Annotated in this window: 3 protein-coding genes; all 3 read left to right on the top strand. The window is 39.4% G+C overall.

The features are described 5' to 3' along the window. The first annotated feature begins 154 nt into the window (after nucleotides 1–154). The 3 genes from PT285_RS10300 (at nucleotide 155) to PT285_RS10290 (ending at nucleotide 22793) form a co-directional block, all read left to right on the top strand. On the top strand, nucleotides 155–8536 hold the full coding sequence (locus PT285_RS10300; RefSeq protein ID WP_277150285.1) for a BspA family leucine-rich repeat surface protein: 8382 nt from the start codon (nucleotides 155–157) through the stop codon (nucleotides 8534–8536). Nucleotides 8537–8559: 23 nt separating this feature from the next. Continuing rightward, a complete protein-coding gene (locus tag PT285_RS10295) occupies nucleotides 8560–14208 on the top strand; it encodes a BspA family leucine-rich repeat surface protein (protein WP_277150284.1) in 5649 nt (1882 codons plus the stop codon). 575 nt (nucleotides 14209–14783) lie between these two features. Continuing rightward, nucleotides 14784–22793 (top strand): BspA family leucine-rich repeat surface protein, encoded by an 8010-nt coding sequence (locus tag PT285_RS10290; RefSeq protein ID WP_277150283.1) that lies wholly within the window; start codon nucleotides 14784–14786, stop codon nucleotides 22791–22793. The last annotated feature ends 1 nt before the right edge of the window (nucleotide 22794 follow it).

Genomic DNA, 22794 nt, shown 5'->3' with positions numbered 1-22794 from the left:
AGTAGAATATGCTTTAAAATACCTTTCAACTAAAGGCCAGTGTTATTAATTTTTTTCTAATTGTTATTAAAAATAACGTTTACAAAAATCGCATTTTGCTTTATCATTAACTATATATATAATTATATTTAAAGACAGATAATCAGGAGGTCAAATGTTGAGTAGGAATAACTTTACTGAGCGGTCAAAGAAAATTGGATCGCAGAACAAACAAGAACACTTTTCAATTCGCAAGCTAACAGTTGGAGCTGCTTCTGTTCTGATTGGTCTTGGTTTTGTTAATGCTAATAATCAAGTAGTTAAAGCTGATGCCCAAAAGCCGCAAGGCGAGAGCAATGTGCAAACTAATAATCAGGGGCAGACAACAACTAGCTCAGCTAAGCAGCAACAAGCTGATACAACTACCACTGCAGGCACCAATGCTTCTGTTAATGACAATCAGACACAGGCAGGAAAGCATAGCCAGGCAGCGGCCAGTGATCAAGCCAAAGTTAAGCTGACGACTTTTGCAGGGTTAACTTCATTTTTGCGTGACACAACAGTACCTGAAACACCTAAGACAAGTGAAGAGGGGGCAACTTCTGCGCCGTCTAGTTCTGCTGAGCAGCAGCCAGAAGATACAGCTGAGCAAAGCAAGAAAGTTGAAGCAGAGCAGAAACTGAATGCAGCAGCAACGAGCTTGAACACTGCATTGGATCAAGCTAAGACAATCAGCACTTCTGACAAATATAAGCAAGACACGCAGGAAAGACAGGAAGCCTTGCAAGCAGCTGTTACCCAGGCACAAACAGTGGCTAATAAATATCACGATTTGGGCAGTTCACCATTGTCGGAAGATGATCAGACCAAGCTGCTTGCCGACATCACTGCGGCCTCGGATAAGCTGGCGGCTCTTCTGGCAGAGTACACTACAGAAAAAGAGCAGGTGAGCCCTCAAGATGGGATTTCACTGCGTTCTAATTCAGGGACCGATGGCAATGTTACTTGGACTTATAATAGCGGCACTTTGACTTTCACTAGCGGTGGAACTCTTTCTTCTGCGCGGATTCAGAGTTTTGGCATTTCTGGCAATATTACTAAGATAGAATTTCAGGGTTCTGCAAATGCAATTAAGTTGGCTGAGAATAGTTCATATAAATTTGCATATTTATCGAGTCTTACAGAAATTGATGGTCTCAACAAGTTAGATACTAGTGCAGTAAAAAATATGTCGTACATGTTTTATTATGATACAGGTATAACCACTTTAAATTTATCGGACTGGAACACTAGTAACGTATATAACATGTCTTACATGTTTGATACTGGCGGCTATAGCCATTTAACCACTATAACTCTTGGCAGTGGCTGGCATACAAGTCGCGATTCTAATGGGAATGGAACAAACATGTCTTGCATGTTTGCAGATCTTTATGGGCGTCAAGGTCAATTTCCGGGACTAACCACTTTAGATCTTACGGGATTAGATACCAGCAATGCGGGTAATATGGCCGGCATGTTTTATAATGATAAAGAATTAACAAGTATTACATTTGGCAACACTTGGAGCACCAGCAATGTAACGAATATGAGTCAAATGTTTGAGAATTGTCAGCAATTAACTAGCTTAAATTTGAGTACATGGGATACCAGCAACGTAACAAACATGAGCTATATGTTTTCAATGAATGATAGTTGGCCATACAGCCAACTGAATAGTATAACCTTTACAGGTTGGAATACCAGCAGCGTGACTAACATGAACTATATGTTTAAATCTTGTCGAAGTTTAACTACTTTGGACTTAAGCGCTTGGGATACTCATAAAGTGACGAACATGTCTAATATGTTTTATTGTTGCAGTGGACTAACCTCTTTAGATTTGCGTCATACTGCTGGTACCAACTACTGGGATCTTGCGAGTGTATCAACTATTAATATGAGTAGTATGTTTTATAGTTGTAGCAGCTTAACTACTTTGACCCTTACTAACTGGGATACTAGCAAGGTAACAGATATGAGCTCAATGTTTTATAATTGTAATAGCTTGCAGAATCTTCGCATCAGTAATTGGAAGACTGGTAACGTCGTTAACATGAATAATATGTTTGCTTCTTGTGGCAATTTAAAGAGCATATCTGACTCTGAGACTTTGCCTATTAATCCGTCTTTTGATGTACATAAATGGGATACTAGCAAAGTAATATATATGAACTCAATGTTTTATAATTGTAGCAGCTTAACTAAGTTGATTACAACCAGTTCTACTCTTGCTGAGAATAAATGGAATACTGGGACTGTTTGCTACATGAGCTCAATGTTTTCTGGCTGTACAGGCTTAACAACAGGAACTAACACTGCAAATGCTAGTATAAATATCTTTGATTGGGATACTAGTCATGTAATGACTATGTCTGGTATGTTTTATAATTGCAGTGGCTTAACTTCTTTAGATTTGCACCATACTGCTGATACCAATAAGTGGAAACTTACGGATGTGTCCAATATTAGTATGGATCAGATGTTTCGGGGCTGCACTAGCTTAACCGCTCTGACGCTTACTAATTGGGATACTAGTAAGGTAAATACTATGTATGCCATGTTCCGTGATTGCAGCAGCTTGACGACTTCAGATAATATAACTGATATATCTAGTTGGAATACCGGCAATGTAGCCAATATGAAGGAAATGTTTGAGAACTGCAATCAGTTAAAGAAGCTAAACATCAGTAATTGGAACACCAGTAATGTGCAGAACATGGCCCAAATGTTTCAAGATTGCAAGCAATTAGGCAATGATGGCACTGATACTCTGAATATCGGTAAATGGAATACTAGTAAAGTTAGAGGATCAAACACACAATATACAGATAACAATCCAAGCGGATGGGTAGAGAGCTTTTATGATGGTATGCAGTTTATGTTTTATAACTGTACCAGCTTAAAGAAGTTGGATTTACATGCTTATACAGATGGTCCAGACTCTCATTGGGATGTTAGTGATACAGCAGAGACTTATCCGGATAATAGAACTAACACCATGGATCGGATGTTTGCAGGTTGTAGCAATTTAGAAGATTTAGACATTCATTCATGGGACACTACAAATGTTACAAGAATGAGTTATATGTTTTATAACTGCACTAAGTTAAATTCAACTACGATTCATGACGGTTCAACCCCCGGTGCGCCAACTGCCTTTACCTTGAATTCTTCAGGTACTTATTGGAATACTGGTAAAGTAACTACAATGCAAGGAATGTTTAAGAATTGTACTAGCTTGAACAATATAGACTTTAAAGGCGGCTGGATTAATAGTCATTTGGCCGATATGAGTTATATGTTTTATGGCTGCACAAGTTTAACAGGGGCTTCGGTAGATGCTAACGGAATTGCAGACTTTAAAACTTCAACAGTATCAACTATGTCGTACATGTTTTATGGTGATAGTAAGATAAAGGATCTGGTCTTAAAATATAATGCAAGCAACTTAAATGATATGTCATATATGTTTGCCAAGATGTACACTCCTGCGTCTGGTTCACCAGTTACACCGGAAACTGGACTAAGGTATATAGATATCACGGGAATAGATACCAGTACCGTAACTGATATGTCGCACTTGTTTGATGGCGATAAATTATTAAATAATTTGGATGTGACTCATTTCAATACTAATTTTACTGAAAATATGTCTTTCATGTTTGCTGACTGTGTAAGTCTGACCGCTGATGGTACTACTGAGGTGCTCGATGATATTGTTTCTGACCCTGGGTCTCTTTACCGCCCTAGTTCTTCTACGGTTAAATGCGGTTTTAGTGTTAGCAGCTGGAATACGCGTTATGTTACCGATATGAGTTACATGTTTGCTGGCACTACGGCCTTGACCAAGATTGGCGATGTTAGTCAATGGAAGACCTCTAATGTGCAGTATATGAATTCAATGTTTTATAATGCCAAGAAATTAGGCAGTGATAGTGATTTAGATCTAAGCGGCTGGAATACTAGCAGTGTGACAGACATGAACTATATGTTTTCTGGTGCTGAAGGTCTGACTACTTTAAAGCTTGGTCCTAATTGGGATACAAGTAATGTTGGTACTAATGGTGGTTCCGGCATACATCACCTCAATGGTATGGTAGCCATGTTTAACGATAATAAGAATTTAACTACCATAGATAATAACGGTGCAAGATGGGATACTTCTAATGTTACAAATATGTCTAATATGTTTAATGGTGATGCCAAAATTACTAATTTAGACTTTGTTGATAATTTTAATACCAGTAAAGTGCAAAATATGAATAATATGTTCAATGGTGCTGAATCTTTGACTGCATTAAAATTAGGCTCAAACTGGACTACCAAAAGTATAACATCGTATGCGAATACACCGGATTATTGGTCTGACGGCACACTGTGTGGAGTTACTCCGCCATGGAATAGTGGCTTATTAAATATGTTTAGTGATACCAAGAAGCTTAAAGAACTAGACATAAGTAGTTTTGTCGACATAAATTCCTTTACTAGTAACATATATTCTAGGATGTCGAATATGTTTAATAATATGGGCGCTGATTCTAGTGTTCAAACCTTTAAATTGACACTGGGCCAATTTAAAATAAATCCTAATGCTTTTGGCAACTTTAAGTGGATGAATATACAGGCCAAGGGCGATAGCATAGATGATAATCACCCTAATGGCAATTCCTATACTTTGGCTGAATTTAAGTCATTGTATAATCCGAATAGTGATGCAGGGTGCCCTGTGGGGACAATCACCTATATTTTACGGTCGCATGGTGCCGACAATGAGCGTTATGAACCGCAGACAGTTGTGATTCAGGCACATATGAATCAACATTTTTATGTAAACAATCTTACGCAATACCCAATGTCTGAATTGCTTTCGTTTACAGATAGAGAAGATGGTACTTCAAAATCTTATAATGATTTAATAAGTAAAACTGATGACATTAATCCAGATAAGAAAGCAATTGATTCTGTAAAATGGTTGCTTGATCCCGTCAAAAGGTGGTCAATGGATTCCGAGGGGAACGTTGTCCCTAGCGGCGGCGTTCTTGATCAAGATGGTAAGATAGTTGCTGATGCAAAAAATACCCCAGCTGCCGATAAAGGGAATGCGGTAATTCAAGTAACATACGGTGATGGTACTAAAGGTAACGTGCCAGTTAAGATTGAATTGCCAAACTTTGGCGTTGGTGACATGCAGGAAGTTACTGCTATTGGCATATCGCCAGATGATACTCAGGCAAGAGCTGCAGTCAAAACTAGTGATCTCGGAAATCCGCATCCAACAGAATGGGGCAAATCAGACTTGACCTATTCTTGGGTTAAAGGCGAGCATGATCTCTCACCTTTAGAGGATAATGATGTAAGTAGCGCAGGTGATCTTCATGTTGCAGTTAAAATTAGTTATACTAATAAAATTGATCAAAGAGATGACGGTTACGAAGTTATACCGGTTACCCTGCTGGTAAATCAATATTCCGATGAATTCCCAATTTCAATTGTTACGGATGGAGTCCCCCCTGTTGCTAGAAGCATAGCAACGCATGCAATCGGCGACAGCGGCACACTTGTTGTACCAAAGCCGAAGGCTTTCTCTAAATCCGGGACCAACGTGACTGATATGACAAACTTAATTATGGTCACTGACGCCGCATCGGGTTTTACAAATGTTGATCATCCTCTTGATGTAAGTGTTGATAGGATTATTGATCACTTAGATTGGGCAAGTGGTGGTGCTCCAACAGTTATTGACAATGGTGCTGGCGGTGGCAGTAATTGTCAAATTGTTGCCTATTATACTGATCGCTCACAAGGAGCAGGTGTCTGGGTTAAAGTGAAGACGTATGGTGGTAAGAGTAATGATTCTGCGCTTAGTGCGACCGTTGGTATAGATGCTAATAGGCCATTGGCTACTACTTATGCTGCTGTTGATGCATTAGATCCGGACAGTGTTACTGCTATAAGTAATAGATACTCATTGAATAATAACGACTTCAAGTGGTCGACTTTACCTGATCGGGTAAATGAACCTAGCACCGCTACTGGCGGCATTCAGCATGATTTTATCATTATTGATTATCATGATGGAACGACCCAAGCAGTTCCTGTCATCTTAAAGGTAAATGATACGTCAACGAGATATAACAATGTAAAATATGACAACTCAACCAGATTTTCTATTCATGCTGCAGATGACACCACAGCTGTGCCTATTTTAGATTTTAATACTATCAAAAACCATCTTACGTATGGTACACCTCCAGCCCCTATCCCAATTGGTGACATTAGGACAGTTGATTGGGCAAGTACAACCGGTAGTGTTCCTGGGTATACTAGTGATGACATCAGCTCTACGCCTGAGGATGCTATGCTGCAGGCTACGTACCAGGATGGTTCAATAAGTGCTCCAATTACTGTTCCCGTTACTATTGAGGGTGCCACAGTTCCGCCTACAGATACGGATCCGGTTAGTCAAGTACATTATGCAAAATATACGTATCCGGATGGTCAAGTTCCGCCTGCAGCAGATTTTCTAAATGCTCATGGAACAAAAGCACCAGCTAGTTACGGCCTCAATGATGCTGATTATAAGTGGGTTGATGCATCCAGCCATCAGGAATTAGCAGTAAATGATGCTACGGGTAATATTGCAGCCGCAGTTGAAGTCACTTATCATGATGGTACTCACCAATACTTGCCGGTAACTTTAATCTTACAAACAATGGCTGATCAGCATGCGGGTGAATTTACACCTAATAGCTTAACTACCCATGTCGGTGTTGACCCTAATAACTTTAATGTGCATTCATATGTTACTAATCATGGTTCATTAGCGGAAGGCCAAGGTGCAAATGATTACCAAATTGTTTGGCAAACACAACCGGATACAAGTGCCGCTGGATTAAAAGATGATGGTACTAAAGATGTGAATGCAGCAGCGCGCATTACTTTTAACAAGGACGGCTCGCAGCTTACCGTGCCTGTTCCGGTAACAATTAATGGTGCAGTTCTTAAGAACAGTGATACTGCTAAGACGCTTTATCTGAATGATGCTGCCTTATCTGCAGATGAACAAGCAGATATTATCAATTATTATGTTAACTCTAGCAAGCTCGGCAGCTATGCCCCGACATACACGATTAAGTTAAATGATAGTAAAGCAAAAATAACGGTTCATTATAATGATGGTATTACACAGACGCTTCCAAATGTTCCATTTAAAGTCATTAGGCCAGTTACCCAGCAGGCTACAACTTACCAGGGCAACACCATAACTGCCCAGCAAGTGCTCGCTAATTACAGTGAACTAGCAAGTATTCCGGGAATGACGATGACTGATGAGCTTTCTGGAATTAATTTCAATCAAACTGGTACCCAAACGGGCCAAGCTATTCTTAATTACGCGTCTGGTGACCCTGCATTTTCTGATTTCAACGGCAGTTTTGCAGTTCCGGTAACAGTCAAGGTCAATGTACGACCGGTAGATAATTCAATGGCCGCTAACTTCCACCCGAATGTTGGTGGCGTTCAGGTACCGCAATATACGGATCTTCCATCGCACAATAATTATGCGGATCAAGCTGTTACTAATGCGAATGAAATGCCGGCCGGCACGAATTACACTTGGGACACAACCAGCACAGCTAATACTTCTACTAAGGACAAAACGGACAAGACATTTGTCACGGTTAATTATCCAGATGGTTCTGTCGACTCAATTCCCGTTAAGGTTAACGTGAGTGATCCACAAGAAAGCGACATTGTCTTGAAACACAACGCTTACCTTTACGATAAGCAGGGCAAGCGGGTCAACGGCCAAACTTTGCAGAGCGGCTCAACGGTTAAGACATACGGGACGGCTCTAATCAATAACCGGATGTACTACATTATTGAGGCTGACAAGTATTATATTAAAGCCAGCAACGTTGTGGGCAAGAAACGTAAGTTGGACTCGACAGCCCATGTTTACGATAAATACGGTCAACAAACCAATGATCAAGTAATTTATGCGGGAACCGGTGTTACTACGTATGGTACCCCGGTCATGATCAAAGGGCAGAAATACTATCTGATTGATGATAATAAATACGTACCCGCTGCTAATTTCCCGCCGGCATCTGATACCTGGATTGATCCGACAGTTCATGGAAATAGTGATACTTCAGGCGGTGTCAAGAAGGAAACCATGCATGCTGCCTACTTCTACAATAAAAACGGCAAACGCAAGAGCAAGGCAATTCTGAAGGCTGGGTCCAGTGTCGTAACTTACGGTAAGACAACGATTAAGCATAAGCAGTATTACGTTTTGGATAACGATGAATTTTTGCTGGCAAGTAATATTGATGCTGTTAAACGTCACATAAAGCATCAAGCTAGCGTGGTTGATCGTTACGGTAAGGCAACGGGCAAAAAGCTGCATAAGGGCAGCAAGGTTTCTGTTTACGGCAAGGCTGTCAAGATTAAAGGCGTCAGCTGTTACGTTATTGGCGATAACCAATACGTTAAAGCCAGCAAGCTGAAATAAGATAGGATTTGGAGGAACGCATCGTGTTAAGCAAAAATAATAGTAATGAACGAAAAAGAAAAAGCGAACTGCAGCATAAGCAGGAACATTTTTCCCTGCGTAAATTGACAATAGGTACGACTTCAGTTCTTTTAGGTTTCAGCTTCATTCAGGCTAATAGCCAAGTGGTTAAGGCGGACACAATTAAAGGGACAGATGAAACAAATGTAACGGCTAATAAAACAAGTGAAACAGCCACTAAGCAGAAGGAGGCTGTACCTGTTAAATCTAAGCAGGCCGACCTGGCCACATATGCCGGATTAACATCCTTTTTAAGGGGTGAACTGGAAGTACCAGAAGAATCACAGGGCAGTACCAGCAGCGCTGCTGCAAGCAGCACAAGCACGGCGGAGAGCGGTGCGGCTGGCAGTAGCACAGGCAGTGCTGCAACTTCTGCGGCATCATCAGCTGCAGCTGCACCTGCTTCGACTGCAGCAAGCACTGGCGTGGGCAGTGCTGCAGCAGATTCTGCGGCGTCAGTTGGGTCTACACCTGCTGTTGCTGGTGCAGAGAAATTACCAGCTGAAGTGGAAGCTCAGGATGAAATTGTTCCCCGTTCAGAGATAAGTGGAACCGATGGGGATTGCTCGTGGACTTACGACAGCGGGACTAAAGCACTGACTTATACGGGTACAGCTGGGTCTAATAACACTCTTTCTTCCACCTCAGTTCTTAATCTATCCGGAATTCGTGGTGTTGTTGGTGAGACAGCAATTAAGGAAATCGACTTTGATAATACAACCAATGGTCGAATCAAGCTAAATGCGAATTCCAGCAGCAAGTTTGCTGGTATATCTGGACTTAAAGGAATAGAAGGTTTGAACGAGGTCGATACCAGTGCTGTTCAAAATATGAATAGTATGTTTTCTGGTGATGAGAGGCTGCTTGATCTAAATCTTGATGGTTGGGATATGACTAATGTTCAAAGCATAGACCAGATGTTTTATAATAACAAAGCATTAAAAACTTTAACGATGGCTGGTAGTATAAATGGTACAGCTTCAGCTTCTCGTAATATTTTATATTTAAATTCGGGTACATTTTATAATGACACTCATCTAACAAAATTGGTTTTACCTAGAATTAGGATAAGTAATTTGCCTTATAATGCTTTTTATTATTTTAAGAGTAGCTTAAAGACCTTAGATGTCAGTCAGTTAGATACTACTGGTGTTACTAATTTTGGTAATGCTACTTATAGTAGCAATGAAGATAGTGCGTTTTCTGGTTTTACTAACTTAGAGAATTTAATTGGACTTGATAATCCAACCTTTGATGTTAGTCAAGTTACCAATATGGCTAATATGTTTCGTAATGATCCTAAACTTACAAAATTAGATTTGCATACATGGGATACCCGTAATCTTGCACAAGAAAATTATGATGGCTATGCTCCCGGAGATACAACTCAAGTAGGTTCTGCGTATAAATATTATGGGATGGCCCGCATGTTTGAAGACGACAGTTCGCTTCAGGAGATTATATTAGGTTCAAATTGGAATACTCGCACTAACTATTCGACTTACCATATGTTTTCAGGCGATACCAATTTACAGACCATTAAATATTCTGATGGAGGTGTACATACATGGGATATGGGCCACGTTGCACATGCTGAGCAAATGTTTTATGGTACCAATAACCTTATGCAGTCGTCGTTGACGAACATTGGTCTTAGTAATTGGAATACCGGTAACCTTCATAATGCTACTTCGATGTTCGCGGGTATCGGCAGCTTAACCAAAAAGCCTAAGATGTCTGAGCGCGTGGATCCGCTAAAGGAATTAGATCTAAGTGCTTGGGACACTAGCCAGGTTACTGATATGTCCAATATGTTTGCTGGTGCCAGCACGTTAGAGAAGTTAAATTTGGGTCTAAATGGGGTGCAGCATTTTACTACGTCACCTGGTACCCACATGAGTTCAATGTTTTCAGGAATCGGCACTGCGGATGATCACAATAATCTTTTGCACTTAACTTTAGGTGATTTTAGGATTGATAGCAATGCTTGGACCGGTTTTGATACCTTGGGCTTACCTCTTACGGTTGTTGGAGGTGTTGGAAGTGATACGACAATATCTCTTGATAATTTAAAAACCCGCTATGCCCCTGCTTCTGGTAGAAGCGATACAAATCATACTTATATTTTGGAAGTACATAGACACGATAATACCCGCTATGCACTAGCGACTGCTGGCCCAACTGTTGAGGCACATATAGATATAAGTGAGCCTGCTATAAGTGCCCCCTTTATATCTGATAAGCTTGAGAACTTAAGTTCAGTAGGATTTGTCGATAGTGATGACAGCAGTCGGCCTGTACTGCCTATTGCTTCTTTACAGGGTACTGAAGATTATTTTGATTCGTCCAAAGGAATCATTCAAAAGATTACTTGGGAATATGGCCAGAAAATGGATAGAACAGGGACTGTAGTGTCAGGCGGTGTGATTGCTGATCCTGTTCCTGCTTCTGATACTAATCCTGATCATCATGGTACTAAGGGTGTAATTATCCCTACTGCAACAAATTATGATCCAAGCAGCCAAAGAGGTAACGCCGTAGTTGAAGTAACTTTTGGTGATGGAAGTACAGCCGATGTTCCCGTCATTATCCAGCTTCCCAATATCGTGCCGACAACCCAGCAATATATCCAGGCAGGTGCGTTGCCGAGTCCTGACAAGGCTAAAGATGCGCTGCAAATAGATGGTGGGTCAGCACCTAATAAATGGGGCAAGTGGAGCCTAGCTTATAGTTGGGCAAAAAAAGATGGCAATAACTGGAGAGCGCTTTTGAAGAGTGATATAACAACTACAAGCGATATGTCTGATGTTGGTATCCGAATTGATTATACGACAGCTAACGGTGACTCTGATGGTTATCAAATAATAAAGAAACCATCAACATGGCCGTTGTTGGTGGTGAAAAATTATGCACTAGCGTATAAAATAAACTTTAATAGTGCTGGGTTACTGCATATGCACGAAAAAACTTCTCCTACTAATCCACATGATAAATCTTTTGTTGATCCACCCGAATTTACCGATCACAGTACATGGAGCAGTTTCCTCACTGTCACGCCACGTAGTGGTGGGCCCGCAGCTACTAACTTATCCGAAATTATTAAGAAGATTGAATGGGAAACCGAGCCGTCAAGCAGTGATTTACAGCCTGGGAATAATAATGTAGCTAAAATGATCAAGATAACTTATCAAGATGATGATTCAGATTCTGCTACACCTTTAAATCCATCTACTACAACCATAGGCCGGGGGAGTAGAGATGGTGGGCCTGATATCAGAGTAAACCTTTCTGCTGGGAGGCCGTCTGGCTCAACAACTAGTATTCACGTTAATCATTCGGATCAGCTGGATCCGACTTCGGCTTTAGCTGCTCTAGACAGTGCTGGGATTAATCCATTTTATACAACATCGTATAGTTGGTCTAAAGACGGGAAATCTAATGAACTTCCCGATGTTAGTTCTTCACAACCAAGCCCTGGTGAAGATGCATATATTATAATTAATTACCATGACCGTACAAAGCAGGCAGTTAAAGTTAAATTGGAAGTACTAGCTGATAGCGATACTTATACGCCTTCATGGATTTCGGGCCAAAAGATTATTATCCATGCAACGGATTCTGGTACGGGTGAAGCAGTTGATAGTGCTGGGCATAGTTTAGTTCCAATAATCACTAATTCTAATGGCGTCAATAACGTGAATACATTATTGCAACTGCATGAAAGTAGTGGTGGTGGCCTTGTGACACCACCGTCTACTAAAATTGCCAAGATAGTTTGGCATAAAGGCAATGGGTCTCCTTTGGATCCAGATGATGAACCTGATAGTGCTGGCTCGCCAACGCAAAACCATAAAATAGATATTGTCTATAATGATAGTTCTGTAGATACCCTTGCAAATATTCCGTTTGTCGTTGAAAAAGCGACTGCTAGTGCTAATCTTTCTTATACTCAGGGGCAGGTGCCTGCCGCTATAGATGCAGTAACAAGTAAGCCAGCTGACTTTAACCCTATCTATAAATGGGTAAAGAATAATCCTACACATGATGAGCTTACCCTTCCATATTTAAACAGTGGTGATGCTAATGGTACAATTAACGCGGCAATTGAAGTTACCTATTCGGATAATACCCATCAATACCTGCCAGTTAGCCTGACTATCGGTACTAGGGCTTCGGTTAGTGTATGTACTCCTGTTGACCAAACGGTTAATGTCGGTGGGCACGTTCCTTTAAGCAGCTTGGTCAAAGTTGAGAAGACTGGTGGAGGCGATATTAGTACTTCAGAATATGAGTTGTCTTGGGAAGACGGGGCTCCAGATTTAACGGCTGCCAATTTAGGCAATGCTAATGAGAAGAAGATTCACAAAACAATTAAAGTTACGTTTAATCGTGGCGGGGGCTCGTTCCAGCTCGTTCCTGTTACTATTACTCTAGTTGGTGCGCAGCTGAATCCTTCTGCCGAACCAAAGAAAGCCTACCTCGGCAGTTCGGGCATGAATCTTAGTGAAGATAATATAAAGGATATAGCTTCTTATTATCTTGATACCAGCAAAATTAGTTCTTTACCGACAACGCCAACCTATGAATTAACTCAAACAGGTGATACTGTTACTCTGACAGTTAATTATGGAGATAATTCGAAACAGGTCTTTACTGAGATCCCTCTTGAGCTAGTTAGGGGAGAAATCAGTAATAATGCTATTCATGCGGATCGATATACTGTTTTTGGACCTAACGAGATCAAGCAAGTTTTGCTGAACTACGACAAGGTTGCAAGTACTGGAGCCACAATTGATGATACAATTACTGGAATAAATCTGTCATTGGCAGATAGTACACATCCGCAAATTGGTAGTTTCAAGATCTACTATCCTGCTGATTCAGAAGCAGGACTGCCTGAAGTTAGTGAAAACATACCGGTAAAAGTTATAGTTGGTTATAGTAAAGGCGATGATCCTAAGGCTGTTCATTCTGCAGATTCCAAAATAATCAAACTGCTTTCAGGCAGCGTCATCGTCCCGCAGCATACCGACCTTGCGGCCCATAATGAATATGCCAAAGGTGCCGTGACCAGTGTTAATGCAATGCCGGACGGCTGTGAATATGTTTGGGACAAAGATCATATTCCGGCAACGGATAAGGAAGGTACATACAGCAGCTTCGTCAACGTTCGTTATCCGAACGGGACATTTGTTTCGGTACCGGTAAAGGTAACGGTGGTTGGGCCTACGCTTAACGAAGCAATCCTGATGCATAATTCGTATATTTATAATCAAGATGCTAACCGGGTTACTAACCGAGTCTTGCAGCAGGGACTTAAGGTCAAAACCTATGGCACAGCCTTGTTGGAAGGTAAACTCTATTACCATCTGGAAGGCAATCAATATGTTAAAGCCGGCAATATTGATGGCCAGAAACGCAAGCTGATTAAGACAAGTTATGTTTATGACAAATCGGGTCAGCGGATTGCGGATAAGACCATTTATGAAGGCACTGAGATAACGACGTACGGCGCACGTGTAAAAATAAAGCACGGAAAGTATTACGCAATTGGTATCAACGAGTTTATCAAGGCCGATGCAGTGAATAAATTTATTACTGAAAAAAGTTAATAGCGAGTTTGAGTGAAAACTCCGATTTTTAGAAAAGAAACCAATGAAGATTTTTAAATTCTTTACTGGTTTCTTTTTTGCTTACTAATAAATTTCTTAACTGGATACGAAATGTAAGTGAAATGATTTGAAAAAATAAAAATGTGTGAAATTTTACAAATTACGGTATCCTGAATTTCTCCAATTTTTTAAAAGTTTAATTTGGTTATTGTTTGGAAGCAATATTATAAATAGTTTATTATATGATAAATTATTTATATAAAATTACTTTTGCTTAGTTGAATATGTAAATTTTTTGATATTAGATATACCAATATTAAACCATGTATATTATATATTATATAAAAATATAATCATTAATATAAAACTATTTTATGTTTAAGTATAGTATAAAATCTATAACTTGATTTAAGCTAATATGAATTATTCTATAAATAAATATGATAATAATGTGCTGATATAAGTGGATTTTACTTATCTTTTATAAAGGACAATGTTTACAAAAATAAAATTAAGGTCTACTATGTAATGTGTATATAATCAGAATTAGCCATAGATAATTTGGAGGTCAAAAGTTGAGCAAAAATAATTTTACTGAGCGATTAAAAAAGATGGAGTCGCAGACTAAGCAAGAGCGTTTTTCAATTCGTAAGCTAACGATTGGCGCTGCATCCGTTTTGATCGGCTTAGGATTTTTAGGTATTAACAGTCAGGTAGCTCATGCTGCTGATAGTGAGTCAGAATTAAATAACAGTATCCACAGTAGTGAGGTCAGTGGAACAGATACTGGCAAAAAAGGCGCTGCAAGTGACGTGAACAAATTTACTGGTACTGATGTGCGTACTAATAAACAAAAGCAAACGGAAACTTCAGCTAGGGTAAAATTGTCAACTTACGCGGGCTTAAGATCGTTTTTGCGGGACGGGTCTGAAATAGTTGAATCTGGGACAACTAGTGATGGAAGTGAATCTGCTGCTTCTGATCCAAGTCAAGAAGAAAAAGAAAATGATAAGAAAACTGAAGCAGAGCAGAAGCTGAATGCGGCAGCAACTAGTTTAGATACAACATTAGGCAAAGCCAATGAAGCAAGCAGCTCTGACAAATATCAACACGAGACACCGGAAAAGCAACAGGCTTTGCAAGATGCTGTAAACAAGGCGCAAGAAGCAATCAACAAGTATCGTGATCCAGGCAGTGTGGATCTACCGGAAGCTGATCAAACAAAATTGCTGGCTGATATTAATGCGGCGCAGGATAACTTGACTGTACTGTTAGCGGAATATTCTGCAACTCAGGAGCAGGTTGGCCCTCAAGATGGGATTTCACTGCGTTCTGATTCAGGAGTTGATGGCAATGTTAACTGGGCGTATAACAGCGGCACTCTGACCTTTACGAACAGTGGTACTCTTTCTTCTACGCAGATTCAGAGTTTTGGCGTTTCGGGTGATATTACTAAGATAGTTTTTAGTGGCACTGCACATGTTAAGTTGGCAGCCAATAGTGCATCTAAATTTGCGTATTTGAATAAATTAACTGATATTCAGGGAATTGGTAATTTGGATACCAGCGCTGTTACTGACATGAACAACATGTTCCGTAATGATGTATGTTTAACTAGTTTAAATTTATCAGGCTGGGATACCAGTCATGTAACCAATATGTCGCATATGTTTGAGGGCTTTGGGGGAAATGAGTATGACACTAATGGTTTTTACAGTCAATTAACCAGTATTACTTTGACGGGTTGGGACACCAGGAATGTTACTGATATGTCTTACATGTTTAGCGGTCTTTATGGCCTCACAGGGCGTACAACAGGTCTGGCTGCTTTAGATCTCAGTGCATTAAACACCAGCAGTGTGAAGAATATGAACCACATGTTTTATTATGACCATGACTTAACAAGCGTTAATTTTGGTACTAACTGGAATACCAGTAGTGTGCTTGATATGAGCTATATGTTTGCTAATACTGGATTTACTAGCTTGGTTTTATCTGCTTCAGGTACTAACTGGAATACCAGCAGCGTAACGAACATGAGCTCAATGTTTGCTAATACAAAGTTAACTAGCCTTGACTTGAAGACTTGGCATATTAACAGTGTAACTAATATGAGTCACATGTTTAGCAACTCTAGTTCTTTACGATCCTTAAATTCAACAGGTTGGACACCCAGTAGCGTGACCGATATGAGTCAAATGTTTTATGACTGCTATAATTTAGCGAGCATAGATGGTATAGATGGTTGGAATACTGCTGCAGTGACTAATATGAATAGTATGTTTTCTTATTGTGAGAATTTAACTAGTTTAAATTTGAATTATTGGACAACCAGCAGCGTGACCGATATGAGTCAAATGTTTTATTACTGCAATATGTTAGGTTCTACCTCAGGCGGTTTAACAATCAGCGCATGGGATACCAGTAATGTAACAAATATGAGCTCTATGTTCGAGTGGTGCCAAAGTTTAAGAAACTTGGATATAAGTAAGTGGGATATCAGTAAAGTGCAGTCTATGTCCGCAATGTTTCGTTACTGCAGCAGTTTAACTAGTTTAAACTTAAATACTGATACAACAAGTGGGCATAATTATTGGAATATAGGTGCTAATGTTCCGGTTGGCCCTTATAGCTATGTATATATGTCTTCAATGTTTTACGGTTGCAGCGGATTGACCAGTTTAAACATAAGTATGTGGGACACAAGCCGCGTGCAAGATATGAGCCAGATGTTTTATAGTTGTTTTAGATTACCTAGCTTAATTATTGATAACTGGGATACCAGTAATGTTACTAGCATGTATGCAATGTTTAGCGGCTGCAGCAGTCTAACCGGTTTAAACATAAGTACATGGAAAACGGGTCAGGTACGAAATATGGAGTCCATGTTTAATGGTTGCAGTAGCTTAACTAGTTTAGATTTACATACTTACACAGATACTGATACTCATTGGGATACCAGTAATGTTACTAGCATGTATGCAATGTTTAGCGGCTGCAGCAAGTTAACCAGCTTAAATATCAGTACATGGAAAACGGGTCAGGTACAAAATATGGAGTCCATGTTTAATGGTTGCAGCAAGTTGCCTGCTTTAAACATAAGCAGCTGGAATACTGGCAATGTATATTACATGAATTATATGTTTAATAATTGTAGCAGCTTGCCTACTTTAAATATAGACAGTTGGGATACTCATAGTGTGAATACCATGAGTCATATGTTTTTTGGCTGTACTGCATTAAATCATTTAGATTTGCATCATATTGAGGGCAGCACATCTTGGGATACAGGTAATGTAACTGATATGAGCTATATGTTTGCATTCCCAGGTCCATCATCATCTAGCTATGTTGCACCGCATTTAGATGATTTTAATTTTAAAGGCTGGAATACAAAAAAAGTCAGCACCATGGAAGGAATGTTTCAATATGATACTAGCCTGACTGGCGACTTGATAAAAAATAAGGGAATTGCTGACTTTAAGACTTCTAATGTATCTAATATGTCGCATATGTTTGAGGGTGATACCGGAATAACCGAGCTGGTTTTAGCTTATGATGCTGGTAATTTGGATAATATGTCATATATGTTTGCTAGCATGTATAAGGCTGGCGCACCAGCGATTGGGTTAAAATATTTAGATATTACAGGTATGCATACCAGTACTGTAACAAATATGTCTCATTTATTTTATGGCGATGCACTATTAAATAACTTTGATGTTACTAATTTTCAGGTAGACTTTGCTGAACAAATGGATAATATGTTTAACGGTTGTGCAAGTCTAACCAGTAAGGGTGCCAGTGACAGCAGCATTTCCCATACTACTCCTGTTGAGTTTAAAGTTGATAGCTGGAATCCACAATATGCTGTCAACATGTCGTCTATGTTTGCTAATGCTAGTGCTTTGGATAATGTAGATACTAGCAGCTGGGATACGCAGTATGTTGAAGATATGTCTCGTATGTTTGAAAATGATTCGTCATTAACTAGTATTGGTGGCGAACATAATACTACTAGCACTTGGAATACAGAGAGTGCGACTGACATGTCCTATATGTTTCACAATGATTCTAGTTTAGGCAGCAGTCTAGATTTGAGTAACTGGGATCCTGAGAATGTTACTACAATGACTCATATGTTTGATGGTGTTACAGCTTTAACTAATTTGAAGCTGGGAGCCAATTGGAATACTAGCAGTGTTACTGATATGTCATACATGTTTAATAATGTTAACGCTTTAGCAACTATTGACAATAATAATGCACCTTGGGGGACAGCGAATGTGACCGATATGTCATACATGTTTAATGGCGATAGTAGTATAACCTCCTTGGATTTTGTTAAAAACTTTAATGTTGCTAATGTTACGAGTTTTGCGAATATGTTTGCTAATGACAGTAGCTTGACAAATTTAGATTTAAGCAGTTGGAAGACTGATAATGCGACTACAATGACTCATATGTTTGATGGTGCTTCGGCCTTAGTTACTTTAATTTTGGGAGATAGTTTACACACTGATAATTGGAATACGAGTAACGTTACTGACATGTCTTACATGTTTAATGATACTAAGAAACTTGCTGCATTAGATTTGTATACTTTTGACACAGCAAGAGCATCAGATATGTCCAATATGTTTAACCACATGGGAGCTGATGGAAGTATAAAGGAGTTCCATTTAGCATTAGGGCATTATAAAATATCCTCTAATGCTTGGGGAGACTTTAAATGGCAGAATATTCAAGCTGTTGGCATTCGGCAGAGTGGCAATTTTAGTACACCTGTAGGAAATACTTATGTTTTAAGTGATTTTATAACTATGTATAACAAACCAGCATCAGATTGTCCGCCTACAGAAAGCTATGTCATGCGAATACATGACGCTGATAATTTACGTTATACGGTTAAGCCGACAACTGAAGTAGTCGATCCTAGTGATTCTGCCTTATTTATAATTAAAGCTCATAAAAATCAAAGTGATAAAGTAATAGATCAGTATCCAATGGCTAATATTCTTTCGTTCGTAGATGGAGAAGAACCTCCAAGTTCTCCTGCAAAATCCTATACGACTCTTACGGAAACAAGTGATGATATTAAGCCGGCTAACAAAGTAATTCAATCAGCGCAGTGGCTGGATAAAAAGATGATGGATAGTGAAGGTAATGTTAAAGATGGGGGAGTAGTTAACGATCAGGGTGAGTTAATTGCTGATCCTACAAATACTCAAGGTAATAATAAAGGAAATGCAGTAATTCGCGTGACTTACGGTGACGGCACGATAACTAATGTTCCAGTAAAGGTTGAACTTCCAACTTTCTCTCCAGGAGATATTCAACTATCTAGTATTGGAGAAGATCCTGATCCCAATAAGGCAGCTACAGCAGTTGCAACGATTGATTCTACAACAGGCCCGGCCACATGGGGAAAATCAAACTTGACTTATCAGTGGGTTAAAGGAATTCATGATGACAGACCTCTTGATCACTCTGATTTGAGTGTTTCGGGTGACCATACTGTAGCAGTTAAGATTGCCTACACCACCAATGGTCATGCCGATGGTACTGATATAGTGGAAGTTACATTGCGGGTACAGCCATATTCTGAAGCTTATCCAATTAGCATAAATACTAATCCAATAACAACACATGCAATTGGCAACGGCAATATTTTAACTCCGGCTGGCTTCTTTAATAAAAATAAGCTTGGCGTTACTAACAATAGTGCTATGAACGACTTAATTACTGCCAAGGATATAGGTAGTATTGGTCAAACTGCTGTTGCTGAAGGTAATCTAAATAAAATTATTGATCATTTAGATTGGGCAAATGGGAATGGTGCACCAACGACTATTGATAATGGCACTGGTAATGATTGCAATATTGTTGCGTACTATAAAGATGGATCGATTGGTCCTGAAGTTCAGCTTGCAGTTCATGTAATTGGTGGTATTAGCAATGGTGTAATAACTAATTTGCATGTTAATGATTCTTTACCAAGTGCGGTAAGTGCATTAACTTCCGCAAGTGTAACTAGTCTGGAAGGGTCTCCTTACTCGTTAAGCGACACTGACTTTAAGTGGTCAACGTCAGCTGATCATGTTGCTTCGCCTGTTACTACTGCTGCTGGTACTCAGCACGACTATATTATTATTGACTATCCTGATGGAACTACCCAAGCCGTGCCTGTAACTTTAAGGGTAAGCATAAATAATCTTGCTGGCAATTATGATATTCCTTCATATTCTTCTACACTTCATTTTCACGCTGCAGATGATAGTACAGCTGATCCTACATTAGATTTTAATGCTATGAAGGGCAACTTTGACGATAGTCAGGGTAATAGTATTCCTGCTGCTGATATTACTAAGATTGACTGGGCAACTTCACCTAATAGTATTCCTAATCATACCTCTGCTGATATTGATCAGAATACAGGTACTGGTCAGTATACAGGGGTTGTTAAATTAACATATAGGGATAATACTGAAAGTTCCCCTTCGGTAAGTAGTCCGATTAATGTAGCCGTTGTGATTGATGGTGCTTCGGCCAAGGTAACTCATAAAGAATATCCTCTTGGAGGCATTCCTGCTGCAGCAGACTTTCTAGCTGATCCCTCTTTAGGTATAAAAGCTCCATCTAATTATCATGCTAGTTATAAATGGGTTGATGCCATGAGCCATCAAGAATTATCATTGACGACTTTAAACCATTCTAGCGGAGTAACTAGAGCCGCCATTGAAGTTAGCTATCCTGATGGGACGCACCAATATTTACCAATAAAATTGACTGTGCAATCCTTAGCTGACCAATATCAAACTAACATTAGTGGTAACTTTAGTACTCACGTTGGTGTTGATTTAAATACCATTAATTTAGCGGATAAAGTTAGCGTGGGCAGTTTAGTTGCTGGTACTGATTATCAGATTGCGTGGGCTACATCACCTGATGTTGATGCTTCTGGATTAGATAGTAGTGGAAGCAAAGAAAGTAATGCAGCGGTTCTGGTTACCTTTACCGGTGACGGCTCACAAATTGTTAAACCAATTACAGTAACAGTTAACGGTGCAGTTTTAAAGAATAGCAATGCCCAAACGGTTTATCTAAATGATGCTAATCTTTCGCAAATGCAGCAGACAGGTATCGGTAACTATTACGTCAATGCTAATTCAATTAGTTCTTATCAGCCGACTTATACTGTTCAATTGACTGATAATAAAGCAAATATTACTGTTCACTATAATGACAATACCAAGCAGGTGCTTGAGAGTGTTCCATTTAAGGTTATTAGACCAGTTACACAACAAGCGGGAACTTATCAGGGCATCAGGGTAAGTACGCAGCAAGTAGTTACCAATTATAGCGATCTAATGAAAGTTCCAGGATTAACTTTGGATACAGCTATAACTGGAATGGATTTCAATCAAGTTGGTACGCAAACTGGGCAAGTTGCTGTTAACTATACCGCTGTTGATCCTGAATTTTCTGCTTTTAATGTTAATACATCAATTCCAGTAATTGTTAAAGTTAGCAAGCGACCAGTAGATAATTCAATGGCAAATAATTTATTGCCAGGTGGTGGCGTCATTCAGGTACCGCAGTATACGGATTTACCAATACATAATAATTATGCAGAAAATGCGGTTACTAATGCAGGTGAGATGCCAGCAGGAACTGATTATACCTGGGATACCGCCAATACGATTGATACGGCTGATAAAAATAAGACAGACAAGACTTTTGTTACTGTTCATTATCCTGATGGTTCTGTAGGTTCTGTTCCGGTTAAGGTTAATATCGGTGATCCTGCAGAAAGTGAGGTTGTCTTAAAACATAATGCATACCTTTATGATAAGCAGGGAAAGCGGGTCAACGATCAAACGCTGCAAAGTGGTTCTAAAGTTAAAACATATGGGACAACGATGATTAATAACCGGCTATATTATATTGTTCAGGCTGATAAATATTATATTAAGGCCAATAATATTCAAGGCAAGAAGCGCAAATTACAGTTAACAGCGCATATCTATGATAAATACGGCAAACAGATTGGTGATCAAGTAATTTATGCTGGAACTAGTGTGGCTACTTATGGCACACCAATTACAATTAATGGGCAAAAGTATTATTTGATTGATGATAATAAATATGTTAAAGCTGCTAATTTCCCGCCAACACCTGATACTTGGACTGATCCAACAGTTCGTGGCAAGGCTAATCCAACAGGCGGTATTAAGAAAACTATCAAACATGCTTCATATTTCTATAATAAGAATGGTGAGCGTGAGAATAAAGCAATTTTAAAGGCTGGCTCTAATGTTGTAACTTACGGTAAGACGGTAATTAAGCATAAACAATATTATGTCTTGGATAATGATGAATATCTGCTGGCAAGTAATATTGACAGCACCAAGCGGTGTGTGCTTAATAAGGCTGTCGTGGTTAATCGTTACGGCAAGGCAATGAAGAAGAAGCTGCATAAAGGTACCAAAGTGGCAACTTACGGTAAGGCTGTGAAGATTAAAGGTATTAAATATTATGTCATCGGTGACAATCAATACGTTAAAGCAAGTAAGTTGAAATAGA

Source organism: Lactobacillus sp. ESL0791 (genome assembly GCF_029433255.1).
Lineage (GTDB): Bacteria > Bacillota > Bacilli > Lactobacillales > Lactobacillaceae > Lactobacillus.
This window is presented reverse-complemented; position numbering and strand designations above follow the sequence as displayed.